We start from the raw sequence: 17,379 nt of genomic DNA, 5'->3' as shown, positions 1-17,379 counted from the left end.
CAGTTTGTAGATAAGACCACCTGCGGGTGGTCTTTGCTCATGGAGAGAAGCGCATGAATCACACCATCGATAGCCTGTTCGCCGCGCTGTGGCAGGATTACCTGCAACAATGTCCCAGCGCTGCTGCCATCCATCAATTGCTTGGCAGTGGCCAAGCGTTGATCAACGACCACGTCGCCTTTCGCACCTTCAATTTGCCCCAAATTGGCCTAGATAAACTGGCGGCGCACTTTATTGCATTGGGTTATGAAGCCAAAGGTGAGTATCACTTTAAGCAAAAGAAACTGTACGCCCGCCATTTTGAACACCCGAATCCCACCGCGCCAAAGGTGTTTATCTCCGAACTGCTGCTCGAACAGTGCAGCAGCGAACTGCAACAGTTAGCCAAATCGATGATGGCGCAACTTGGTGACGAGGCCGCCAGCGCACCAGACTTTCTCTACAGCGGCAAACGCTGGCAGGTCAGTCGCAGTGACTATCAGACGCTGCTGGCCGAAAGTGAGTACGCCGCCTGGTTAGCCGCCTTTGGCTTTCGCGCCAACCACTTCACCATCAACGTCAACCAACTGGCGGACTTTGCCAACCTAGGCGCGGTCAACCATGCCCTGAAACAGGCGGGATTCCCGCTCAATCAAAGCGGCGGCGAAATCAAAGGCTCGCCGGAAGTGCTGCTGGAGCAATCTTCAACTCTTGCCGATAAAGTCGAGGTGCCGTTTAGCGATGGCAGCCTGACTATCCCAGCCTGCTTTTACGAATTCGCCCAACGCTATCCGATGGCCGATGGCCAACTTTACCGCGGTTTCGTCGCCGCCTCGGCGGATAAGATCTTTGAATCCACCGATGCTCGATAACCGTGTTGCTCGGTTTTAGTTGTCAGTTGTCAGTTGTCAGTTGTCAGTTGTCAGTGAGTAGCAAAAGCTGCAGCATCGCGCCGCACCAACAAAAACGGCTCCCCGAGGGGAGCCGTTTTTTGCAGGCGTTTCGCGTTTAGCGAGTGCCGTAAACCACGATGGTTTTGCCGTGGGCTTGGATCAGGTTCTGCTCTTCCAGCATCTTCAAGATACGACCAACGGTTTCACGGGAACAACCCACGATCTGACCAATCTCTTGACGAGTGATCTTGATCTGCATGCCGTCTGGGTGAGTCATCGCGTCTGGCTGACGAGCCAGGCTCAGCAGAGTTTGCGCGATACGACCCGCCACATCCAAGAACGCCAGGTCACCCACTTTCTGAGAAGTGGATTGCAGACGGTTGGCCATCTGGGAAGACAGCTTCATCAGAATGTCAGGGTTTACCTGGATCAGCTGACGGAACTTCTTGTACGAGATCTCAGCGATTTCACAAGGGGATTTAGCACGTACCCATGCGGTACGCTCTGGCTGCTCTTCAAACAGACCCAGTTCACCGATGAAGTCACCTTGGTTCAGGTAAGAGAGGATCATCTCTTTGCCTTCTTCATCCTTGATCAGCACCGCTACCGAACCCTTTACGATGTAGTACAGAGTATCCGACTCTTCACCGGCGTGGATCAGAGTGCTCTTTGCTGGGTACTTATGGATGTGGCAGTGGGACAGGAACCATTCCAATGTTGGATCTGGCTTTGGCTTACCAATTAGCGCCATAGTGAGTCTTCCCTTGTGTAGCGTTTTCGTTAACTGCAGCAACGTTGTGCCAGTGTCACGATAAACAAAAATTACGTAAAGTTAGGTAAATTTTAATCTGACCGCGAGTCGGGCACTAGGACGAAGATCTAACTTTTAAGCAATGCTGGTCAATTTTGTCTGCCGTCGATTGCGCTAGATCTCATTGTTGTCTGACTATTACTCCTTTGATTGGAGATTAGTCACTTGACCCGCGAGCAGACACTGCTGCCGCTGCTGCTGTAACTTGCGGATCAGCGGCGTCAGAATCAACTCCATCGCCAGCGCCATCTTACCGCCCGGAACCACTAGCGTGTCGATGCGCGACATAAAACTGCCACTGATCATCTGCAAATAATAGGCGAAATCAACTTCTTGTACCCCGCGAAAGCGGATCACCACAAAACTTTCGTCGAGACTGGGGATCGCTTTGGCGGAAAACGGATTGGAAGTGTCTACGGTCGGTACCCGCTGAAAGTTTATGTGGGTACGAGAAAATTGCGGGGTCATATGGGCCACGTAGTCATCCATTGACCGCACAATCGAGTCCATCACTTTGTCGCGACTGTGGCCGCGCTCGTTAGTGTCACGGACGATCTTCTGAATCCATTCCAAATTGACGATTGGCACCATGCCTATCAGCAAATCCGCATGGCTGGCGACATTGCAATCGTCGGTCACCACCGCCCCATGCAGCCCTTCGTAATACAGTAGCTCGCTCTCTGCTGGCAATGGCTGATAAGGGGTAAAGGTGCCCGGCATCTGGTTAAACGGCACCGCTTCGTCAAAGGTGTGCAGGTAACGACGGATCTCGCCACTGCCATCTTCGCCGTATTGCCGAAAGAACTGCTCTAACGCCTTAAAGTCATTGGCCTCTGGGCCAAAGTAGCTGATGCTGTTGCCCTCTTCTCGGGCACGGCGGATGGCCACTTCCATTTCCGCGCGGGTATAACGATGGAAGCAATCCCCCTCCACCAAGGTCGCGTTGATCCCCAGTTGCCGAAAGATGTGAGAAAACGCAGTGGTGGTGGTGGTGGTTCCGGCACCAGAGGAGCCGGTAACCGCAATAATTGGATGCTTCGCTGACATATTCCCTCGTCAATCGCTTCGCCTAAGATTGGGCGCTTACCCTAGTCGCCGATCTGAATATCCTCACGCCGACGCACCGCAATGCTGTCGTCGTCTTCGCAATACTCCACCAATAACTCGCCCCGTTGCAATGCCGCTCTGGCTAAAGCGATGCCATGCGCCAGTTGCTGTTGGCCGGTGCCGTCAAAGCCTTCATCGCTGACTTGAGTCAACAGATACTCTTTCAGCAGGTTATCGATGGTGGCGGCGGGCAGTGCCGCTTGCAGGGTGGCAAACTCTATTAACATGAACGGTTTTACGCTGGAACTCAAACGGCCATTGTCGTCGTTGTTACGAGTTAAAGCGATAGGCGAAGCGCACTGCAAAGCCAAAGTCAGCCGAGTTATCCGGATTCTCGGCATTTTCCAATAAGATCAGATCCCATTGCTGACGTCGATGTTGATAGCGGTAGCCAAAGTGAATTTCGTGCACTAGTTGCGCCAGTTGCCCCAAGCCCTCGATGGCTCCGCGACTGAGTTGATACTGCAGGGCAATGCTGTGCCGCGGCGCCAAGTAGTGGCGGTAACCTGCGGCGATCTGTGCGAGCAACGATCGTACCGGCAAACCCAAGATCTGGTCTGCGCCGCTGTGGCTCAGCCCAAGCATCAGCCATGCCTGATCGCCATTGCTGCGGCGGTAACCGTAGTCCAACTGACCACCAGCATCCCAGCGCGATCCCGAACGCCACGGCGCACCGCCGTCGTTGTACTGCAAGGTGATACTGCTGGCCAACTGGTGTTTGTCTGCATGCCACCAGCGATGATCCAGCCCCAGATAGAACTTATTAACCAGCGACTGACCATCAAACTGTTCAACCCGCACCCCCGCCTCTGGCACATCCACTAAGAAGCGATGTTTCGGCACCAGATCGCGGCCGTTTTGATCCAGCCCAAACAGGTTATGAAAGGTCAGCGTCAGTTGATCCAGATGGGCATCATCGCTGCGCAGCCAGCGCGCCCCTGCACGCCAGCGCCAATCGGCACTGACACCGTAGAAGGCCTCTAGACCATATTCCATCTGGTAATAATCGAGGGTGTAGTTGGGATCGACCGCGAAGATACTGGCGGCATGAATATCGCTGGCCAGCTGCCATCCCAACTGATAGTCCGTGGTTATCGGGGCGGTGCTGTACAGCAGGGAGCGCAGTGGCGCTTGCGAATGCACCGGCAGTGGTTCCGCCAGCGCCACCGCACTGCTCGCCAGCATCACAACACCATACACCTTGGATACCATGCGCATGACAACTCCTCTGGTAGACGGCAAGGCAAGCGCAAAGTGTAGTCAATCCACAGTCGCGCAAACGACGCGGCCCCCCCTCAAAGTTTACGACTCTGCGCAAAAAAACTGCAATAAGCGTGGCTCCAGATAGAACTGTGGTGCCCATGGCCAGCCCCCAGCGATAAAGCCCACGTGCCCGCCGCGAGGGTGCAGTTCCATGGTCACGCTAGTGCTGATCTGCTCTGGCACCACCGCCGTGGTCATAAACGGGTCGTCAATGGCATGCAGCAACAGCGTTGGCGTGACAATGTCAGCCACAAAGGGTTTGCCACTGGCCTGTTGGTAATAATCCGCCGCCCCAGCAAAGCCGTTGGTTGGCGCCGTCACCGCATCGTCGAACTGGTAAAAGGTATTGAGCTGCGACAGCGGTTTGGCTAATGAGAATTCTGGAAAGTCTTTAAGCTTCTGCGCGGTTTTGCGCTGCAGCCGCTTAATCAGATGACGCTGATACACCCGCGAAAAGCCCCGTTCCATCCGTTTCGCGCAAGCAGCCAGATCCAGTGGCGGCGACACCGCAGCGGCGCGAGCTAACAAGCTGTGCTGACGCTGCTCGCCAAGGTATTTCAACAACTGATTGGCGCCAAGGGAGTAACCCAGCGCCCACAACGGGTGGTCGCCAAAGCGCAGGTGCAGATGATCGATCACCCGCTTTAAATCGTCGCTGGCACCACTGTGGTAACTGCGCAGTAAGCGATTTGGCTCACCAGAGCAGCTGCGTTGATGCATCACCACCGTCGCCAACCCGTGCGCCTGAGCACTCAGCAGCATCCGCCGGATGTAATGGGAGTCCGCCCCGCCTTCAAGACCATGGATCAACAGCAGCAAGGGTTGTCCGGGGCTCGGCTGTGCCAACCAATCGAGATCGATAAAGTCGCCGTCATCCAACTCCAGTCGCTGCCGCTTAAGGGCTGGCGCCAACTTCGGCTTACAGATCACCGGCCAAATGGTTTGAATATGGGGGTTGCGCCACCAGACGCTAGGGGCAAAACGAGCGGTCACTGCAGTACCTCAACCAAGAGTGAAGGTCTGAAGATAACCAACTGCTGGCTGCATAAACAACGCCAACCACTGCGGTTGGCGCTGAAGAAGGGCAAGCTATGGTAACTCGGTGCGGTAAAAAAGCTGCTGCAACTGTTGATGTTGCGATGCCGGCAGTTGCAAGTTCAGTGCTGCCAGCAGCGCCGCCAGGTTGTCCCCCTGCGGGCTTGGCTGCAGTCGCTGCAACGCCCGTACCAGCAAGTGCTGACTGCGTTTCTCTAAGGTGAGCTCCAACGCCAACATCTGTTGATAGTCCGCCTCTGGCAGATGCTGCTTACCGAGCTGACGCAGTTGCCGGTAGGGCTGCAACATCTGAGTCGCCCACTGACGCTGGGCATTATCAAGCAAGCGGATCTGCTCGCTGTCGAGAAATTGCCGCTGCTGTTCAGCCCAACACACCAGCAACAACAGGTTCGGTTCTAGCCCGTGCTGTTGTTGCAACGCCAAGGCCAGCGCTTGCGCCTGCGGCCAACGTTGCTGACAGTAGGCGACGAAGGTCGCCAACGAGATCATCGTTACGGCTGAGTCAGCGTTTCCATCTGCTCTTGCAGCTCCAACCATTCCAGCTCTAGCTCCTCTAGCTGTCCTTGCAGATCGCCACGCTGTTTCAATAGCGCGGTTAAGCGATCTTTTTCGCTGGCGGCGTAGATATCTGCGTCGGCCAACGTTTGCTCAATGTGGTCGAGCTCAGTCTGCGCCTTGGCCATCTGCTTGTCTAGCTGCTGTTGCCGCTTTTTCAGCGGCGACAGCAACTGGCGCAGTTCCGCCTGCTGGCGTTTTTCCGCTTTACGATCAACTACTTCACCATTACCGCCAGCTTTGGTGGTACCGGCGTTTTGTTGGTTCAACAGCCATTGATAGTAATCTTCCAGATCGCCATCAAAATCAGCCACTTTGCCACTATCGACCAGATAGAAGTCACTGCAGGTAGCGCGCAGCAGATGGCGGTCGTGCGACACCACCACCAGCGCCCCTTCAAACCCCTGCAGCGCCACGGTTAGGGTATGGCGCATCTCCAGATCCAAGTGGTTGGTTGGTTCATCCAGCAGCAATAGGTTTGGTCGTTGCCACACTAGCAGCGCGAGCACCAAACGGGCTTTTTCACCACCGGAGAATGGTCGCACCGGTTCCAGCGCGCGATCGCCAACAAAACCGTAGCCGCCCAAGAAGTTACGCAGCTCCTGCTCTTTCGCTTCCGGCGCCAAGCGCATCAGATGCATCAGCGGCGAATCGTCCATCCGCAGCAGTTCCAACTGATGCTGAGCGAAGTAACCGATCTTAACCCCTTGCGCCAATTTCAGCTCGCCAGCCTGCGGTGCAAGGTCGCCCGCCAGCATCTTAATCAGCGTTGATTTACCGGCACCGTTGCGGCCAAGCAAGCCGATGCGACTGCCCGGCACCAGATTCAACTTAATCTTGTTGAGGATCACGGTATCGCCGTAGCCGCCTTGGACTTCGCTCATCTGCAGCAGTGGTGACGGCAACGCTGCGGGTTCACGAAAGGCCATATTAAAGTGCGAATCGGCGTGACTTGGCGCTGACATGGTCAGCTTTTCCAACGCCTTCAGACGGCTTTGCGCCTGTTTGGCTTTACTCGCCTTGGCGCGGAAGCGATCGACAAAGCTTTGCATGTGCGCCTTTTCGCGCTGCTGCTTATCAAAGGCCGCTTGTTGCTGCGCCATCCGTTCGGCACGCTGGCGTTCAAACTGACTGTAGTTACCTTGGTAGTGGAACAGTTGTTGTTGTTCCAGATGGACGATTTCACCGACCACCTCATCCAAGAAATCACGGTCGTGACTGATCAGCAGCAAGGTGCCTTGATAACGCTTAAGCCACTGTTCAAGCCAGATCAGGGTATCCAAATCCAAGTGGTTGGTTGGTTCATCCAACAGCAGCAGATCCGATGGGATCAGCAGCGCCCGCGCTAGGTTCAAACGCATCCGCCAACCACCGGAGAACTCTTTCACCGCCCGGTGCTGGCCGGCATCATCAAAGCCCAAGCCATTCAGCAGCTCAGCCGCTTTAGCCGGTACTTGATAGCCGTGGTAGGCCTCAAAGGCATCGTGGGCATGGCCGATACGACGACCGTCGCCATCGGCTTGGGCCGCTTCCAACTCCTGCTCTAATGCACGGTATTGCTCGTCACCATCGATAACGTACTCAAGCGCACTGCGTCCCAGCGCTGGGGTCTCCTGCGCTACCGCCGCCATCCGCCAATGTTTCGGCAACTGACAATCGCCAGCATCGACGCCGTATTCCCCTTGCAGCAACCCAAACAGGCTGGACTTACCAACACCGTTAGCGCCCACCAGTGCCACTTTGTGGCCGGGGAAGATCGAAAGACTGGCGTTTTCCAGCAGGCGTTTGCCGCCGCGGATGAGTTGCACCTTATCAAGGGTTATCATAGTGACTTCAGAGCAGGGAAAATTGGGGCGGATGATAGCATTTACGCCACCACAGGGAGTATCCAATGCAGAAGAGATTTATCGCCGGGGCAACGTGCCCTAAGTGCAACGATCAAGACAGCATCATGCTGTATGTCGAGAATGGCGTCGAGGTGATGGAGTGCGTTAGTTGTGGCTATCGCAAGCATCAAGGCAGTGAGGCCGCCGAAGCCCAAGCCAGCGGCGATGTGATTGGGGTGTTCAAGCCTGAATAATCGACTACGAGCAGTTTTCAGTGCTTAGTTTTTAGTGAACCAATAGGACGTCGAGGTCGCGACCTGGATTTGGCTTTCACTGATTACTGATAGCTAACAACTAACAGCTAACAGCTAAAATCTAGCTCCAAATCTGGCTGTAAAAAAGGGGCACCTAACGGTAGCCCCTTCTTATTCAATGCTTGGCGGCGCTGCAGTTTACAGACCGAACAAGGTTTTGCTCTTTTGCTTACGCAGCTCTTTCTCATCCGCCCATTCGATTAGGCCGCTGTCGAGATCCATCAAGCGCATGGTCATTTTGTAATACACGTCTTTGGTCGAGCCGTTGTCTTTAACGATGCTCGACAGGTTGCCGTACAGCATGTATTGAGCGCCAACTTGGCGACCAAACTGGATCGCTTTGCTTGGATCCACCAAGCCAGAATGATTTTGGTAGTCCAATTGCTTGCGCACCGCGTCCACTTTGGTCATGTCGATAAAGCGGAACTGGCCACTGCGTAGCAACTGGGTGCTGATGGTGTCGGTAATCGATTCGGTGTCGATATGCTCCGAGGTTTTGTTGGTGACCCGATCGACAAACAGCACAGGACGCTGATTGTTGGCGGTTAGCATCTGCACCGATGGGGTGGTCATCATCGAGTCGACCATCTTGGCCGCTACGGCCTGTAAATCCGTTGAGCCAAAGCCCAAATCGACGGTTTCGACTGCAGTGGCATCGCCATATTCCACTTTGGAAGCACAGCCGCTAAGCACCAGCGCGAGCGCCAGCATCAGGATGTGGGTGATCCGATTCATGTGTTACGTCCTTTCGATTGTCGGTTAAAGCAATTGTGATTGGATTTGTCTCAAGTTACCAGTTTCCGCCACCCAGACCAGAGTGATTCGGTTCGGCTCAATGGTTATCGGCAGCGTTTGCCCAGCAATCTGCAACTGATGTTGCCCCGCCGCCAACGCCCCCTGCCAGCCATCGACTTGCTGCGGCAGCGATAGCCAACTGCGCCGATCCGCTTGCTCGGTAACGGCATTAACTAACTGCATCAGCACCGAACCAACATCACCACCGGCGTGTTCCGCCCATTCATTGGCGCCATGCTTGGCGGCAATCCGCAGCGCTTGGCGAGTGATGATGTAGGGGTATTGCTCGCGCAGCGCCCGCGCCGCCATGGCATCGACATTAACCAGTGCCGACAAACCTAAACGCTGACCATTAAGTTGCACCGCCGAGGGAGCAAACGACGGCCGCGAATAGTAGGTTGGCAGCGCCAGTTGTTGATAGTTGCCATCCCAGATTATCGGCAGGCGGATCGATTGCCGCGGGCTGACGCTGCCGCGTTCATACAGCAGCACCAGTTGGCCTTGATTGGCGGCGATCGGCGGCGCAGCACCAAACTGCGCCTGAGCGCTGGCGCAATCGATCTGCAGTTGGCAACTCAAACGAACAAAGTTCTGTTGCAGCAGTTGGTTTTCCGGCCGCAGTTGCAATGCCTTGCGCACGTCGATTAACGCGTCATTGGCTTGCCCTGCGCCTTCGTACAGCACCGCATTGGAATAGAGTACGTAGGGATTGATAAAGGAGTCCGGCGCATCGCCAGCGGCGCGATCCAACTGAGTTAACTGGCTGTCGATCGCCGCCGATTGCAGCGCGCGGTTAGACTCTAATTCGCCGAACGCTTGCAGCGCCAAATGCTGCGCTTGGTCCCCTTGGCGCACCTGCACCAACGCATCTTCATAACGTCCCTGCCACAGATAGTTCAGTGACTGCTGCTGATGCACCAGCACCCGCTCATAAGCTTGGCCACGATAGGGGATCAGATTATCGGAAATGCTGGCACCAAGCGCTTGGGCACCCAGATCACTAAGCGAGATCAGCGCCTTCCAATCGTATTGTTGATAATCGCTAAGTGCTTGGCGGTAGTAGTCGATCGAGGCGGCGGTGTCGCCACTGAGCGCCGCCACTCGACCCGATTCTTGCGCGTACAGCAGGCCATCGCTGCCGTCGATCCCGGCTGAGAGTTGCTCCAGCGCCTGTGCGCTTTGCCCCTGTTGCAATTCGCTGCTTACCGCGGCAAAGCGCTGCGGGTAAGTAATCAGTAAGCTGCTGCTGGCGCAACCGGCCAGCAGCAGTGGTAGTAAGCTAATCGTCAGCCAACGGGCTAACGGCATTGCTGCTGCCATACGGTACCGGCGATCAGATCTTTGCGATCCGCCACCACATCAACAAAGGTTTTGCCGTTAAGGTGGTCGATCTCATGCAAGGCGATCCGCGCCAAAAAGCCGCTCAATTCGATGCAGTGACACTCCCCCGCCATATCCTGATAGGCCACGCGGATATCACAGAATCGCTTCACCCGGCCACGGATCCCCGGCACTGACAAACAGCCCTCCCAACCCACTTGCTGAGTGCTGCCATGGGTTAACAATTCCGGATTAACCATCACCAGCGGCTCGCAATGGGGGGCATCGGGGTAACGCTCCGACGGCTTAGAGGCGATGATCGCCACCCGCTTACTCTCAAAGATTTGCGGCGCGGCAATGCCAACCCCATCAGCGTCACGCATGGCGGTCATCATCCGTTCGACCAGTTGCTGTAGCTCTTCATCGAAATCACGAACATATTCGGCCACTTGAGCCAGTACTGGTTCACCCAACTGGGCAATCGGTTGCGTCACGGCAGATATCCTTATAGTGCTAACTGGCGATTAGTAATGCGGCGGTGGCGTGTTGTCGTTGCCATCAATGCTGTTGCCCTGTGGCATCGATTTAACCCGCTCGGCAAGCAACCTGATCTGTTCAGACTGCTTCGCTACCAGATGGTTCAGCTCGACCACGGTGTCGTTAAGTTGTTCAATAATGCCATCTTGATAGGCAACCTTAGTTTCAAGATCGATAAGGCGGTCATCCAGTTGCTGCTGTTCAGTCACGATGTTTCTAGTCTATTTGAGAATTAACCACATTGTACTTGGTTCATCCCGTTACGCCCACCTAAGTCCACGACGCGATTGCCCAGTTCGCAACCGCGTTGTTGCCAGACTCTGAGTTACAATTAGCCCCGTAATCATTCTATTTCGAGGAACCGATGGAGTTCGATTTTCGCCGCGAATTGGGCGGCCAGCCGCAACTGTCACTGTCGATGGGACATGAAGCGCTAGCGCGTTTTATCAACGACGAACTGGCGCAACCCGCAACCATCAAAGCGCTGTTGGCACAACTGCAGCAAGAGTACAGCGATCAGGCTCCTCTGGTGATTGAGGGGCGGGAGCAAGGGCTGCGGATCGCCGATGGCGAAGTGTTAGTGCAAGACCATCTATTGCATCAGGATGAAGAGCTAAGCGATCCAGATCTGAATCTGTACGACGCCGAAAGCGAAGCGCTCTGTGGCCAAGATGACTTCGTCCATCTGCTGCAAAGCTGGCTCGACTTCGTCGAAGGCCGCTATTAAAACAAAGCCCCGCGACTCATTGAGTGCGGGGCTTTTAATAGGGATAGCGAAACTAGCCTTTATTCACTTTTAAGGCCAATTCGACCCGACTGGCACAGCCGGTTTTACGCAGCAGGTTTTTAACGTGCACCTTGGCGGTGCCTTCGCTAATAAACAGCGCTTCACCCACCGCTTTGTTACTCATCCCCTGCCCAATCAGCTGGGCGATCTCTTTCTCCCGAGGGGTCAGATCACGATCCCAATGTTCAGCATTGGCAATCGAGTCCGCCAATCGCGGCGTCACTCGACGTTCACCTTCCATCACCAATTTAAGTGAGTCCAACAGCTCTTCAGGATCGGTATCTTTAACTAGGAAGCCATCGGCACCGGCATTCAATACCGCTTCGGCTTCGCGTGGATTGTCTGACACGCTGTAGATCACCACTTTGACGTCGTAACCACGCTGGCGGATCGCTTGCAGCGTATCTAAACCACTAAGCGGCTGCATATTCAGATCCAACACCACCAGATCCGGCAGTTCTTCAGCCAGCATACTCAGCGCCTCTTCGCCGCCACCAGCCTGAAAGGCCACGTTAAAGTGCGGTTCGCTGTTTAGCAGTTGCACCACGCCACGGCGTAGCAGTGGGTGATCGTCCACCAACATTACTGACCAGGTCTCAGCCATCTTGGAACTCCTCTGATTCATTCAATTCCACGGTAACACAAACGCCACCGCCACTACGTTGACCTATGGTCAATGAAGCGCCCATTTTTCGAGCGCGTTCACGCATAATGCCAAGACCAAAATGACCCTCTAAATCGCCTTCGGTCTGCATCCCTAGGCCATCGTCGTAAACTCGTAATAACCAGCGGCCGTCTTGGCGCCGCCCTTCTATCACAATATGTTGCGCCTGCGCGTGCTTGATCGCATTGACCACCGCCTCCTGCAACAGTTGCAGCAGATGCACCTGATGGTTGGCCTCTAGGGTAATCCGCGGCAACTGATAATCCAGTTGCAGCTGGGCATCGGTGCGCGGCTGCAGCTGAGTGATCATGCTCTCTAAAGCTTGCTCTAGATCCGCCGCCACCAACTTCAAACGGAAGGTACTGAGCAATTCTCGCAGTTGCTGATAGGCCATATCCACTGACTCTTGCAGCGCTTCAGTGGCATCATCAATGGCACTGCGCTCTGCGCTGCGATTGGCTCGCTTAAGCAAACTAAGCTGAATTTTCATGTACGCCAGCAGTTGCCCTAACGAATCATGCAGCTCGCGGGCGATCACCGCTCGCTCCTCCATCAGATGCATCTGCTCGCGCTGCTTGGCATCCAGTTGGCTTTGCAAGGTTTGGCTCATCAAGAGCGCAAAGCTGTGGAGCAACTCGCTGTCGATCGGCTGCTGATGGCTAATCGCCAAGCGCCCAGTGCCGTCTTGATGCGGCAATGGTACCTGCTGGCTGAGCTGCGCTAATTCGCCAACTTGGTAACGAACGCCGCTGTTGCCGCCCAAGGTTAGGCGGACGCCATTGGCACCTATGTGCTGCCGCAGCGCCTCTAAGCTCTCCTCTATATCACCGGCCTGCACTGGACTGGCATGCAGCGCAAAGCTGGCGTCGTACAAAAAAGTTAAGTCTTTGTGCGCCTGTTTTAGGGCGATGTCTTGCGCTTCAACACGTTTTGCCAAACGCCGATAAAGACTATCAAGCTGGGCACTGGCGCTAGCCATGGTTTCGCCAAAGGTGGTTAATTCGCGAAAACGAGACTTGGGCACCTCAATCGAAAAGTCGCCGGCGGCCATCTGCTCGGCGCTCATCTCTAAGCGCCGCAGCGGCTGGGTAATGTGGCGACGAATGTAACTTAGGGCAAAGGTCGACAGCGCCATCAATAACACAATAGCGGCCACCTGGGTGCCCACCAAGACCATCACTTTTAAACGCGCAAAATCTTCCAGTTCCTGGACAAATTCATCGATGTCTGCCACGAACGAACGCAGCGCCGCCACGTAAGAGTGCACCTGCTCTTTCAGCAGCAACTGCTTCATGGTCGCCCAGCGGCGTTCTACCTGCACAAAGCCCTGTTCCAGTTCATCTGGACGCAGGCTTTGCCGGCTTAGGTTGCTTTCCAAATCTTGCAGCACCAATTCAAAACTGTCGATCTGCTGGGGTAACACCTCAGAACCGGAATTTGCTAGGAACAGCAGTTGATAGGAACGCATCCGCAGCGACCCGGCAATATTGATCGCCCGGCCATCATCAATACTGTAGATCGCCGTTAACAGGCCAACGCTGGACTGAATACTGACGCAGACGATGACTGCAATCATCGTTAGGGCAACGCTGCGTCCTAAAGAGAGTTTTCTTGGCATAGGTAGTTATCTGTTTGTTCGGCCATTAGTGCACTTTTCAAAAGCGATGCTTTGATAGCAAGTTTACCTGTCTGAAACCATGCCACCTTGGAGATAGTTAACTAGATTTACAGAGACCTCTTTCGCAAAAGTAAGGACTCCAACGATGAGGAAGATGCCTAAACCCTCGGCGCTGGTGCTGTCGGCCCTATTCACCTCGCTCGGTTTCGGTGCGACCGCAGAGCAGATCACCAACGCCGACAACAGCAGCTATCAACGTTTCAGCAAACAATATCAGTCATGGCTGCAAACCAGTGAAAGCAGCGATATAGAAGATGCCCTAGAAGAAGATCCCAATTTGGTGATTCTGTGGGCCGGCTATGGCTTTGCCAAAGACTACAACAAAGCCCGCGGCCACCACTATGCGATAACCGACATTCGCAATACCTTACGTACCGGCGCACCGATGACCAAAGACGAAGGGCCGATGCCGATGGCCTGTTGGTCATGTAAATCGCCGGACGTACCGCGCTACATTGAAACCAACGGCGAAGCGGAATATTTCAAAGGGATGTGGGCCAAAGGCGGGGATGAGATCACCAACAGCATCGGTTGCGGCACCTGCCACGACAACAATTTGCGCCTAAGGATCAGCACCCCTTTTGCCCAGCGTGCGATGGACACCATCGGTTGGCAGTGGGACAGCGCTGACAAGTCACAAAAACAGACCATGGTCTGTGGCCAATGCCACGTCGAATATTACTTCGAACCTGGCAACAAGTTCGTCAAGTTCCCATGGGATCTAGGGACCAACACCGACGATATCGAACGCTATTACGACAACATTAACTTCGCCGACTGGACCCACGCGCTATCAAAAGCGCCAATGCTTAAAGCGCAGCATCCAGGCTTCGAAACCACCATGACCAGTACTCACGGCCGTAATAACGTTTCCTGTACCGACTGCCACATGCCACGAGTCACCAATGAAGAGGGCCGTAAATACACCGATCACAACGTTGGCAATCCGTTCGACCGCTTTGAATTCACTTGTGGCCGCTGCCATACCCAAAGCCAAGACGAATTGGAAAAAGTGGTTCATGACTACAAACAGATGATCAACGACGCCAAACTAAAGGCCGAAAAGCAACTGGTGCACGCCCACTTTGAAGCCAAAGCCGCCTGGGACGCTGGCGCTAGCGAGGCCGAGATGAAACCGGTGTTAACCGCCATCCGCCATGCACAATGGCGCTGGGATATGTCGATCGCCTCTCACGGCATCCATGCCCACAACCCCACCGAAGCACTGCGACTGTTGGCCACATCACTAGACCGCAGTGCTGATGCCCGTACTGAACTGGCCCGAGTGCTGGCCAAACATGGCATCACCGAGACGGTCAAAATCCCAGACATCTCCACCGAAGCGAAAGCGCAAGCCGCACTCGGGATGGACATGGATAAGATGCGCGCCGACAAAGCACGCTTCCTGCAAGAGATCGTGCCGCAATGGGATAAAGCTTATCAGGAGAAATACGGTGGCTCGAAATAGCCATTGACCAAGTTAGTGCAATCTAAAAGGCTGCTTTTGCAGCCTTTTTTATTTAAATGCACCAGCGCAGCGCTGGTGCACAATTTTTGTGCAAACACGCCGACCATCATGGTGCAACCACAGTCGACTGTTGCCTAGCCAAAACAACTAACTTCATGAATAAATTAACAATTAATTACCTGGCATGACTATTGGTTATCTCTTACCCAACACATAACTGGGCGAGGTATCGCAATGAAATTGGTCAGCGCAATCATAAAACCCTTCAAGCTCGACGACGTTCGCGAAGCCATCGCCGAACTGGGCGTTGAAGGCCTAACCGTCACCGAAGTAAAAGGCTTTGGCCGTCAGAAAGGCCACACCGAACTGTATCGCGGTGCGGAATACCAAGTGGACTTCCTACCAAAAGTAAAACTGGAGATCGCCACCGCCACCGATAACGTTGAGCGCTTGATTGAAGTGATCAGCAACGCTGCCGGCACCGGCAAGATTGGCGATGGCAAAATCTTCGTGGTCGATCTCGATAAAGTGGTGCGCATTCGTACCGGCGAGATGGACGCGGAAGCAATTTAAAGGGGAGCAAAACCATGGAACAGATAACCGAATTAACCAGTACCGTTACTGAGCTGCGTTTTGCACTCGATACCTTTTATTTCCTTGTCGCTGGAGCGCTGGTGATGTGGATGGCCGCCGGCTTCGCGATGCTGGAAGCGGGCTTGGTTCGCTCTAAAAACACCACCGAGATCCTCACTAAAAACATGGCGTTGTATGCCATTGCTTGCGCCATGTATCTACTAGTGGGTTACAACATCATGTACGTCGGCAACGCCGAAGGCGGCTGGCTGCCAAGCTTCGGCGGTCTGATTGGCAACGACACGCCGGAATCGCACGCTCTTGAAGCTGACTTCTTTTTCCAAATGGTATTCGTGGCAACCGCCATGTCGATCGTTTCTGGCGCCGTCGCTGAGCGCATGAAGCTTTGGGCATTCTTGGCGTTTGCTGTTGTGTTAACTGGCTTTATCTATCCGATTGAGGGGTATTGGACCTGGGGGGGTGGCTTTGTCTCTGAAAGCATCGGATTTGTGGACTTCGCCGGCTCCGGCATCGTTCATATGGCTGGGGCCGCAGCAGCAATCGCCGGAGTGCTTCTTCTTGGAGCCCGTAAAGGCAAATACAACAAAGATGGCAGCGTAAACCCAATTCCTGGCTCGAACCTGCCATTGGCAACCTTAGGTACCTTTATTCTGTGGTTGGGTTGGTTTGGTTTTAATGGTGGTTCACAGTTGATGGTATCGGACGTCGAGAACTCCAGCGCTGTCGCCAAGATCTTTGTTAACACCAACTCCGCGGCCGCCTTCGGCGCCATCGCCGCCTTGGTACTGTGTAAGATCACTTGGAAAAAAGCCGATCTGACCATGATCCTCAACGGTGCCTTGGCTGGGTTGGTTGCCATTACCGCCGATCCACTGTCGCCGTCGTTGCCAATGGCCGCATTGATTGGCGCCATCTCCGGTGGCTTAGTGGTGTTCTCAATCGTCGCTCTGGATAAGATCAAACTGGATGATCCAGTCGGTGCTATCTCAGTGCACGGAGTCTGCGGGTTGTTTGGTCTGGTAGCGGTGCCTTTCTCTAACGGCGACGCGACCTTCGGCGGGCAACTGCTGGGAGCCGCGGTTATCTTCGGTTGGGTTTTCTCCACCTCATTCGCCGTATGGGCAGCGCTGAAGTACACCATTGGTATCCGCGTTAGCGAAGAGGAAGAGTACAACGGTATGGACGCCTCCGACTGTGGCATTGACGCCTATCCTGAGTTCGTTACCGTTAAAAGCCAATAACGTTTACTTTCTCCAGAGTGCAACGGCGCCGCAAGGCGCCGTTTTTACTGCTAATAAATCACTGCCACCAACGCTCAAGTAACTAAAGCCACCAACCCTTGGCGCAACGGATATTCGCTTCACTTTGCAGCTTTTGGCATAGCGGCAAGGGAGCAGGCTTGTTGGCTGCAACCCATAATATTTTTCCAAACTCCAAATGCGAAAAAGCCCGACTCTTTCGATTCGGGCTTTCTCTGAATAAGCGTCTGACGATGACCAAGGCTCACATGGACTACGCCATTACTGCCACACGACCATCGGCACAACCGCGTTTCACTTCGCAGCACTTGGTATAGCGGCAAAGGAGCAGGTTTATTGCCGCAACTCATGCTATTTTTGCCGAGCTCCAAATGCGAAAAAGCCCGAATCTTTCGATTCGGGCTTTCTCTGAATAAGTGTCTGACGATGACCTACTCTCACATGGGAACTCCCACACTACCATCGGCGCAACT

At 54.4% G+C, this 17,379-nt stretch carries 19 protein-coding genes; 6 read left to right on the top strand and 13 right to left on the bottom strand.

The features are described from left to right. Window positions 1–53: 53 nt before the first annotated feature. The gene (locus G506_RS0103595; protein WP_028115682.1) at window positions 54–851 is read left to right on the top strand and encodes a DUF1338 domain-containing protein; all 798 of its coding nucleotides are present in this window, start codon (window positions 54–56) and stop codon (window positions 849–851) included. 136 nt (window positions 852–987) lie between these two features. On the opposite strand, the gene crp is transcribed toward G506_RS0103595, so the two are convergent. The 7 genes from crp to G506_RS0103560 form a co-directional block, all read right to left on the bottom strand. Continuing rightward, a complete protein-coding gene (crp, locus tag G506_RS0103590; protein ID WP_028115681.1) occupies window positions 988–1,623 on the bottom strand; it encodes a cAMP-activated global transcriptional regulator CRP in 636 nt (211 codons plus the stop codon). Window positions 1,624–1,821: 198 nt separating this feature from the next. Beyond that, on the bottom strand, window positions 1,822–2,730 hold the full coding sequence (locus tag G506_RS0103585) for a phosphoribulokinase (protein ID WP_028115680.1): 909 nt from the start codon (window positions 2,728–2,730) through the stop codon (window positions 1,822–1,824). A gap of 41 nt (window positions 2,731–2,771) precedes the next feature. Then, window positions 2,772–3,017, bottom strand: a complete 246-nt coding sequence (locus G506_RS0103580) for a YheU family protein (protein WP_028115679.1) — start codon at window positions 3,015–3,017, stop codon at window positions 2,772–2,774. A 43-nt stretch (window positions 3,018–3,060) separates the two neighbouring features. Further along, on the bottom strand, window positions 3,061–4,008 hold the full coding sequence (locus G506_RS0103575; RefSeq protein WP_028115678.1) for a DUF3187 family protein: 948 nt from the start codon (window positions 4,006–4,008) through the stop codon (window positions 3,061–3,063). Window positions 4,009–4,092: 84 nt separating this feature from the next. Further along, window positions 4,093–5,046, bottom strand: coding sequence for a hydrolase (locus tag G506_RS0103570; protein ID WP_028115677.1), 954 nt, complete (start codon window positions 5,044–5,046; stop codon window positions 4,093–4,095). Window positions 5,047–5,142: 96 nt separating this feature from the next. Continuing rightward, complete coding sequence (locus G506_RS0103565) at window positions 5,143–5,589, bottom strand: DUF2390 domain-containing protein (protein ID WP_028115676.1); 447 nt, start codon at window positions 5,587–5,589, stop codon at window positions 5,143–5,145. A gap of 11 nt (window positions 5,590–5,600) precedes the next feature. Beyond that, window positions 5,601–7,490, bottom strand: coding sequence for an ATP-binding cassette domain-containing protein (locus tag G506_RS0103560; protein ID WP_028115675.1), 1,890 nt, complete (start codon window positions 7,488–7,490; stop codon window positions 5,601–5,603). 65 nt (window positions 7,491–7,555) lie between these two features. Between G506_RS0103560 and G506_RS0103555 the strand changes: the two genes are divergently transcribed. Then, the gene (locus tag G506_RS0103555; RefSeq protein WP_028115674.1) at window positions 7,556–7,744 is read left to right on the top strand and encodes a YheV family putative zinc ribbon protein; all 189 of its coding nucleotides are present in this window, start codon (window positions 7,556–7,558) and stop codon (window positions 7,742–7,744) included. A gap of 198 nt (window positions 7,745–7,942) precedes the next feature. On the opposite strand, the gene lpoB is transcribed toward G506_RS0103555, so the two are convergent. Genes lpoB through G506_RS0103535 form a run of 4 tightly spaced genes read right to left on the bottom strand, consistent with a single transcriptional unit; the run spans window position 7,943 to window position 10,665 of the window. Continuing rightward, window positions 7,943–8,539, bottom strand: coding sequence for a penicillin-binding protein activator LpoB (gene lpoB, locus G506_RS0103550; RefSeq protein ID WP_028115673.1), 597 nt, complete (start codon window positions 8,537–8,539; stop codon window positions 7,943–7,945). A 24-nt stretch (window positions 8,540–8,563) separates the two neighbouring features. Then, window positions 8,564–9,907, bottom strand: a complete 1,344-nt coding sequence (locus G506_RS18655; RefSeq protein WP_051201876.1) for a COG3014 family protein — start codon at window positions 9,905–9,907, stop codon at window positions 8,564–8,566. After that, window positions 9,898–10,413, bottom strand: a complete 516-nt coding sequence (gene def, locus G506_RS0103540; protein WP_028115672.1) for a peptide deformylase — start codon at window positions 10,411–10,413, stop codon at window positions 9,898–9,900. The genes G506_RS18655 and def overlap by 10 nt, the downstream gene beginning before the upstream one ends. Before the next feature lie 30 nt (window positions 10,414–10,443). Beyond that, window positions 10,444–10,665 carry a SlyX family protein gene (locus G506_RS0103535; RefSeq protein WP_028115671.1) on the bottom strand — a complete coding sequence of 74 codons (222 nt, stop codon included), beginning with the start codon at window positions 10,663–10,665 and terminating at the stop codon, window positions 10,444–10,446. A 155-nt stretch (window positions 10,666–10,820) separates the two neighbouring features. On the opposite strand from G506_RS0103535, the gene G506_RS0103530 reads away from it, so the two are divergent. Next, window positions 10,821–11,183: a YacL family protein gene (locus G506_RS0103530; RefSeq protein ID WP_028115670.1), complete on the top strand. Its 363-nt coding sequence runs from the start codon at window positions 10,821–10,823 to the stop codon at window positions 11,181–11,183. Between the two features lie 52 nt (window positions 11,184–11,235). On the opposite strand, the gene G506_RS0103525 is transcribed toward G506_RS0103530, so the two are convergent. After that, window positions 11,236–11,847 (bottom strand): response regulator, encoded by a 612-nt coding sequence (locus G506_RS0103525; RefSeq protein ID WP_028115669.1) that lies wholly within the window; start codon window positions 11,845–11,847, stop codon window positions 11,236–11,238. Beyond that, window positions 11,840–13,525: a histidine kinase gene (locus G506_RS0103520; RefSeq protein WP_084631142.1), complete on the bottom strand. Its 1,686-nt coding sequence runs from the start codon at window positions 13,523–13,525 to the stop codon at window positions 11,840–11,842. The genes G506_RS0103525 and G506_RS0103520 overlap by 8 nt, the downstream gene beginning before the upstream one ends. A gap of 145 nt (window positions 13,526–13,670) precedes the next feature. Between G506_RS0103520 and nrfA the strand changes: the two genes are divergently transcribed. From nrfA to G506_RS0103500, 3 genes are all read left to right on the top strand, one after another. Continuing rightward, window positions 13,671–15,053, top strand: a complete 1,383-nt coding sequence (gene nrfA / locus G506_RS0103515) for an ammonia-forming cytochrome c nitrite reductase (protein ID WP_028115667.1) — start codon at window positions 13,671–13,673, stop codon at window positions 15,051–15,053. A gap of 234 nt (window positions 15,054–15,287) precedes the next feature. Beyond that, window positions 15,288–15,626, top strand: coding sequence for a P-II family nitrogen regulator (locus G506_RS0103505; RefSeq protein ID WP_028115666.1), 339 nt, complete (start codon window positions 15,288–15,290; stop codon window positions 15,624–15,626). A gap of 14 nt (window positions 15,627–15,640) precedes the next feature. Then, window positions 15,641–16,888, top strand: coding sequence for an ammonium transporter (locus G506_RS0103500; RefSeq protein ID WP_028115665.1), 1,248 nt, complete (start codon window positions 15,641–15,643; stop codon window positions 16,886–16,888). Window positions 16,889–17,379 lie beyond the last annotated feature (491 nt).

The sequence above is a fragment of the Ferrimonas senticii DSM 18821 genome, from assembly GCF_000422665.1.
Classification (GTDB): Bacteria; Pseudomonadota; Gammaproteobacteria; order Enterobacterales; family Shewanellaceae; genus Ferrimonas; species Ferrimonas senticii.
This window is presented reverse-complemented; position numbering and strand designations above follow the sequence as displayed.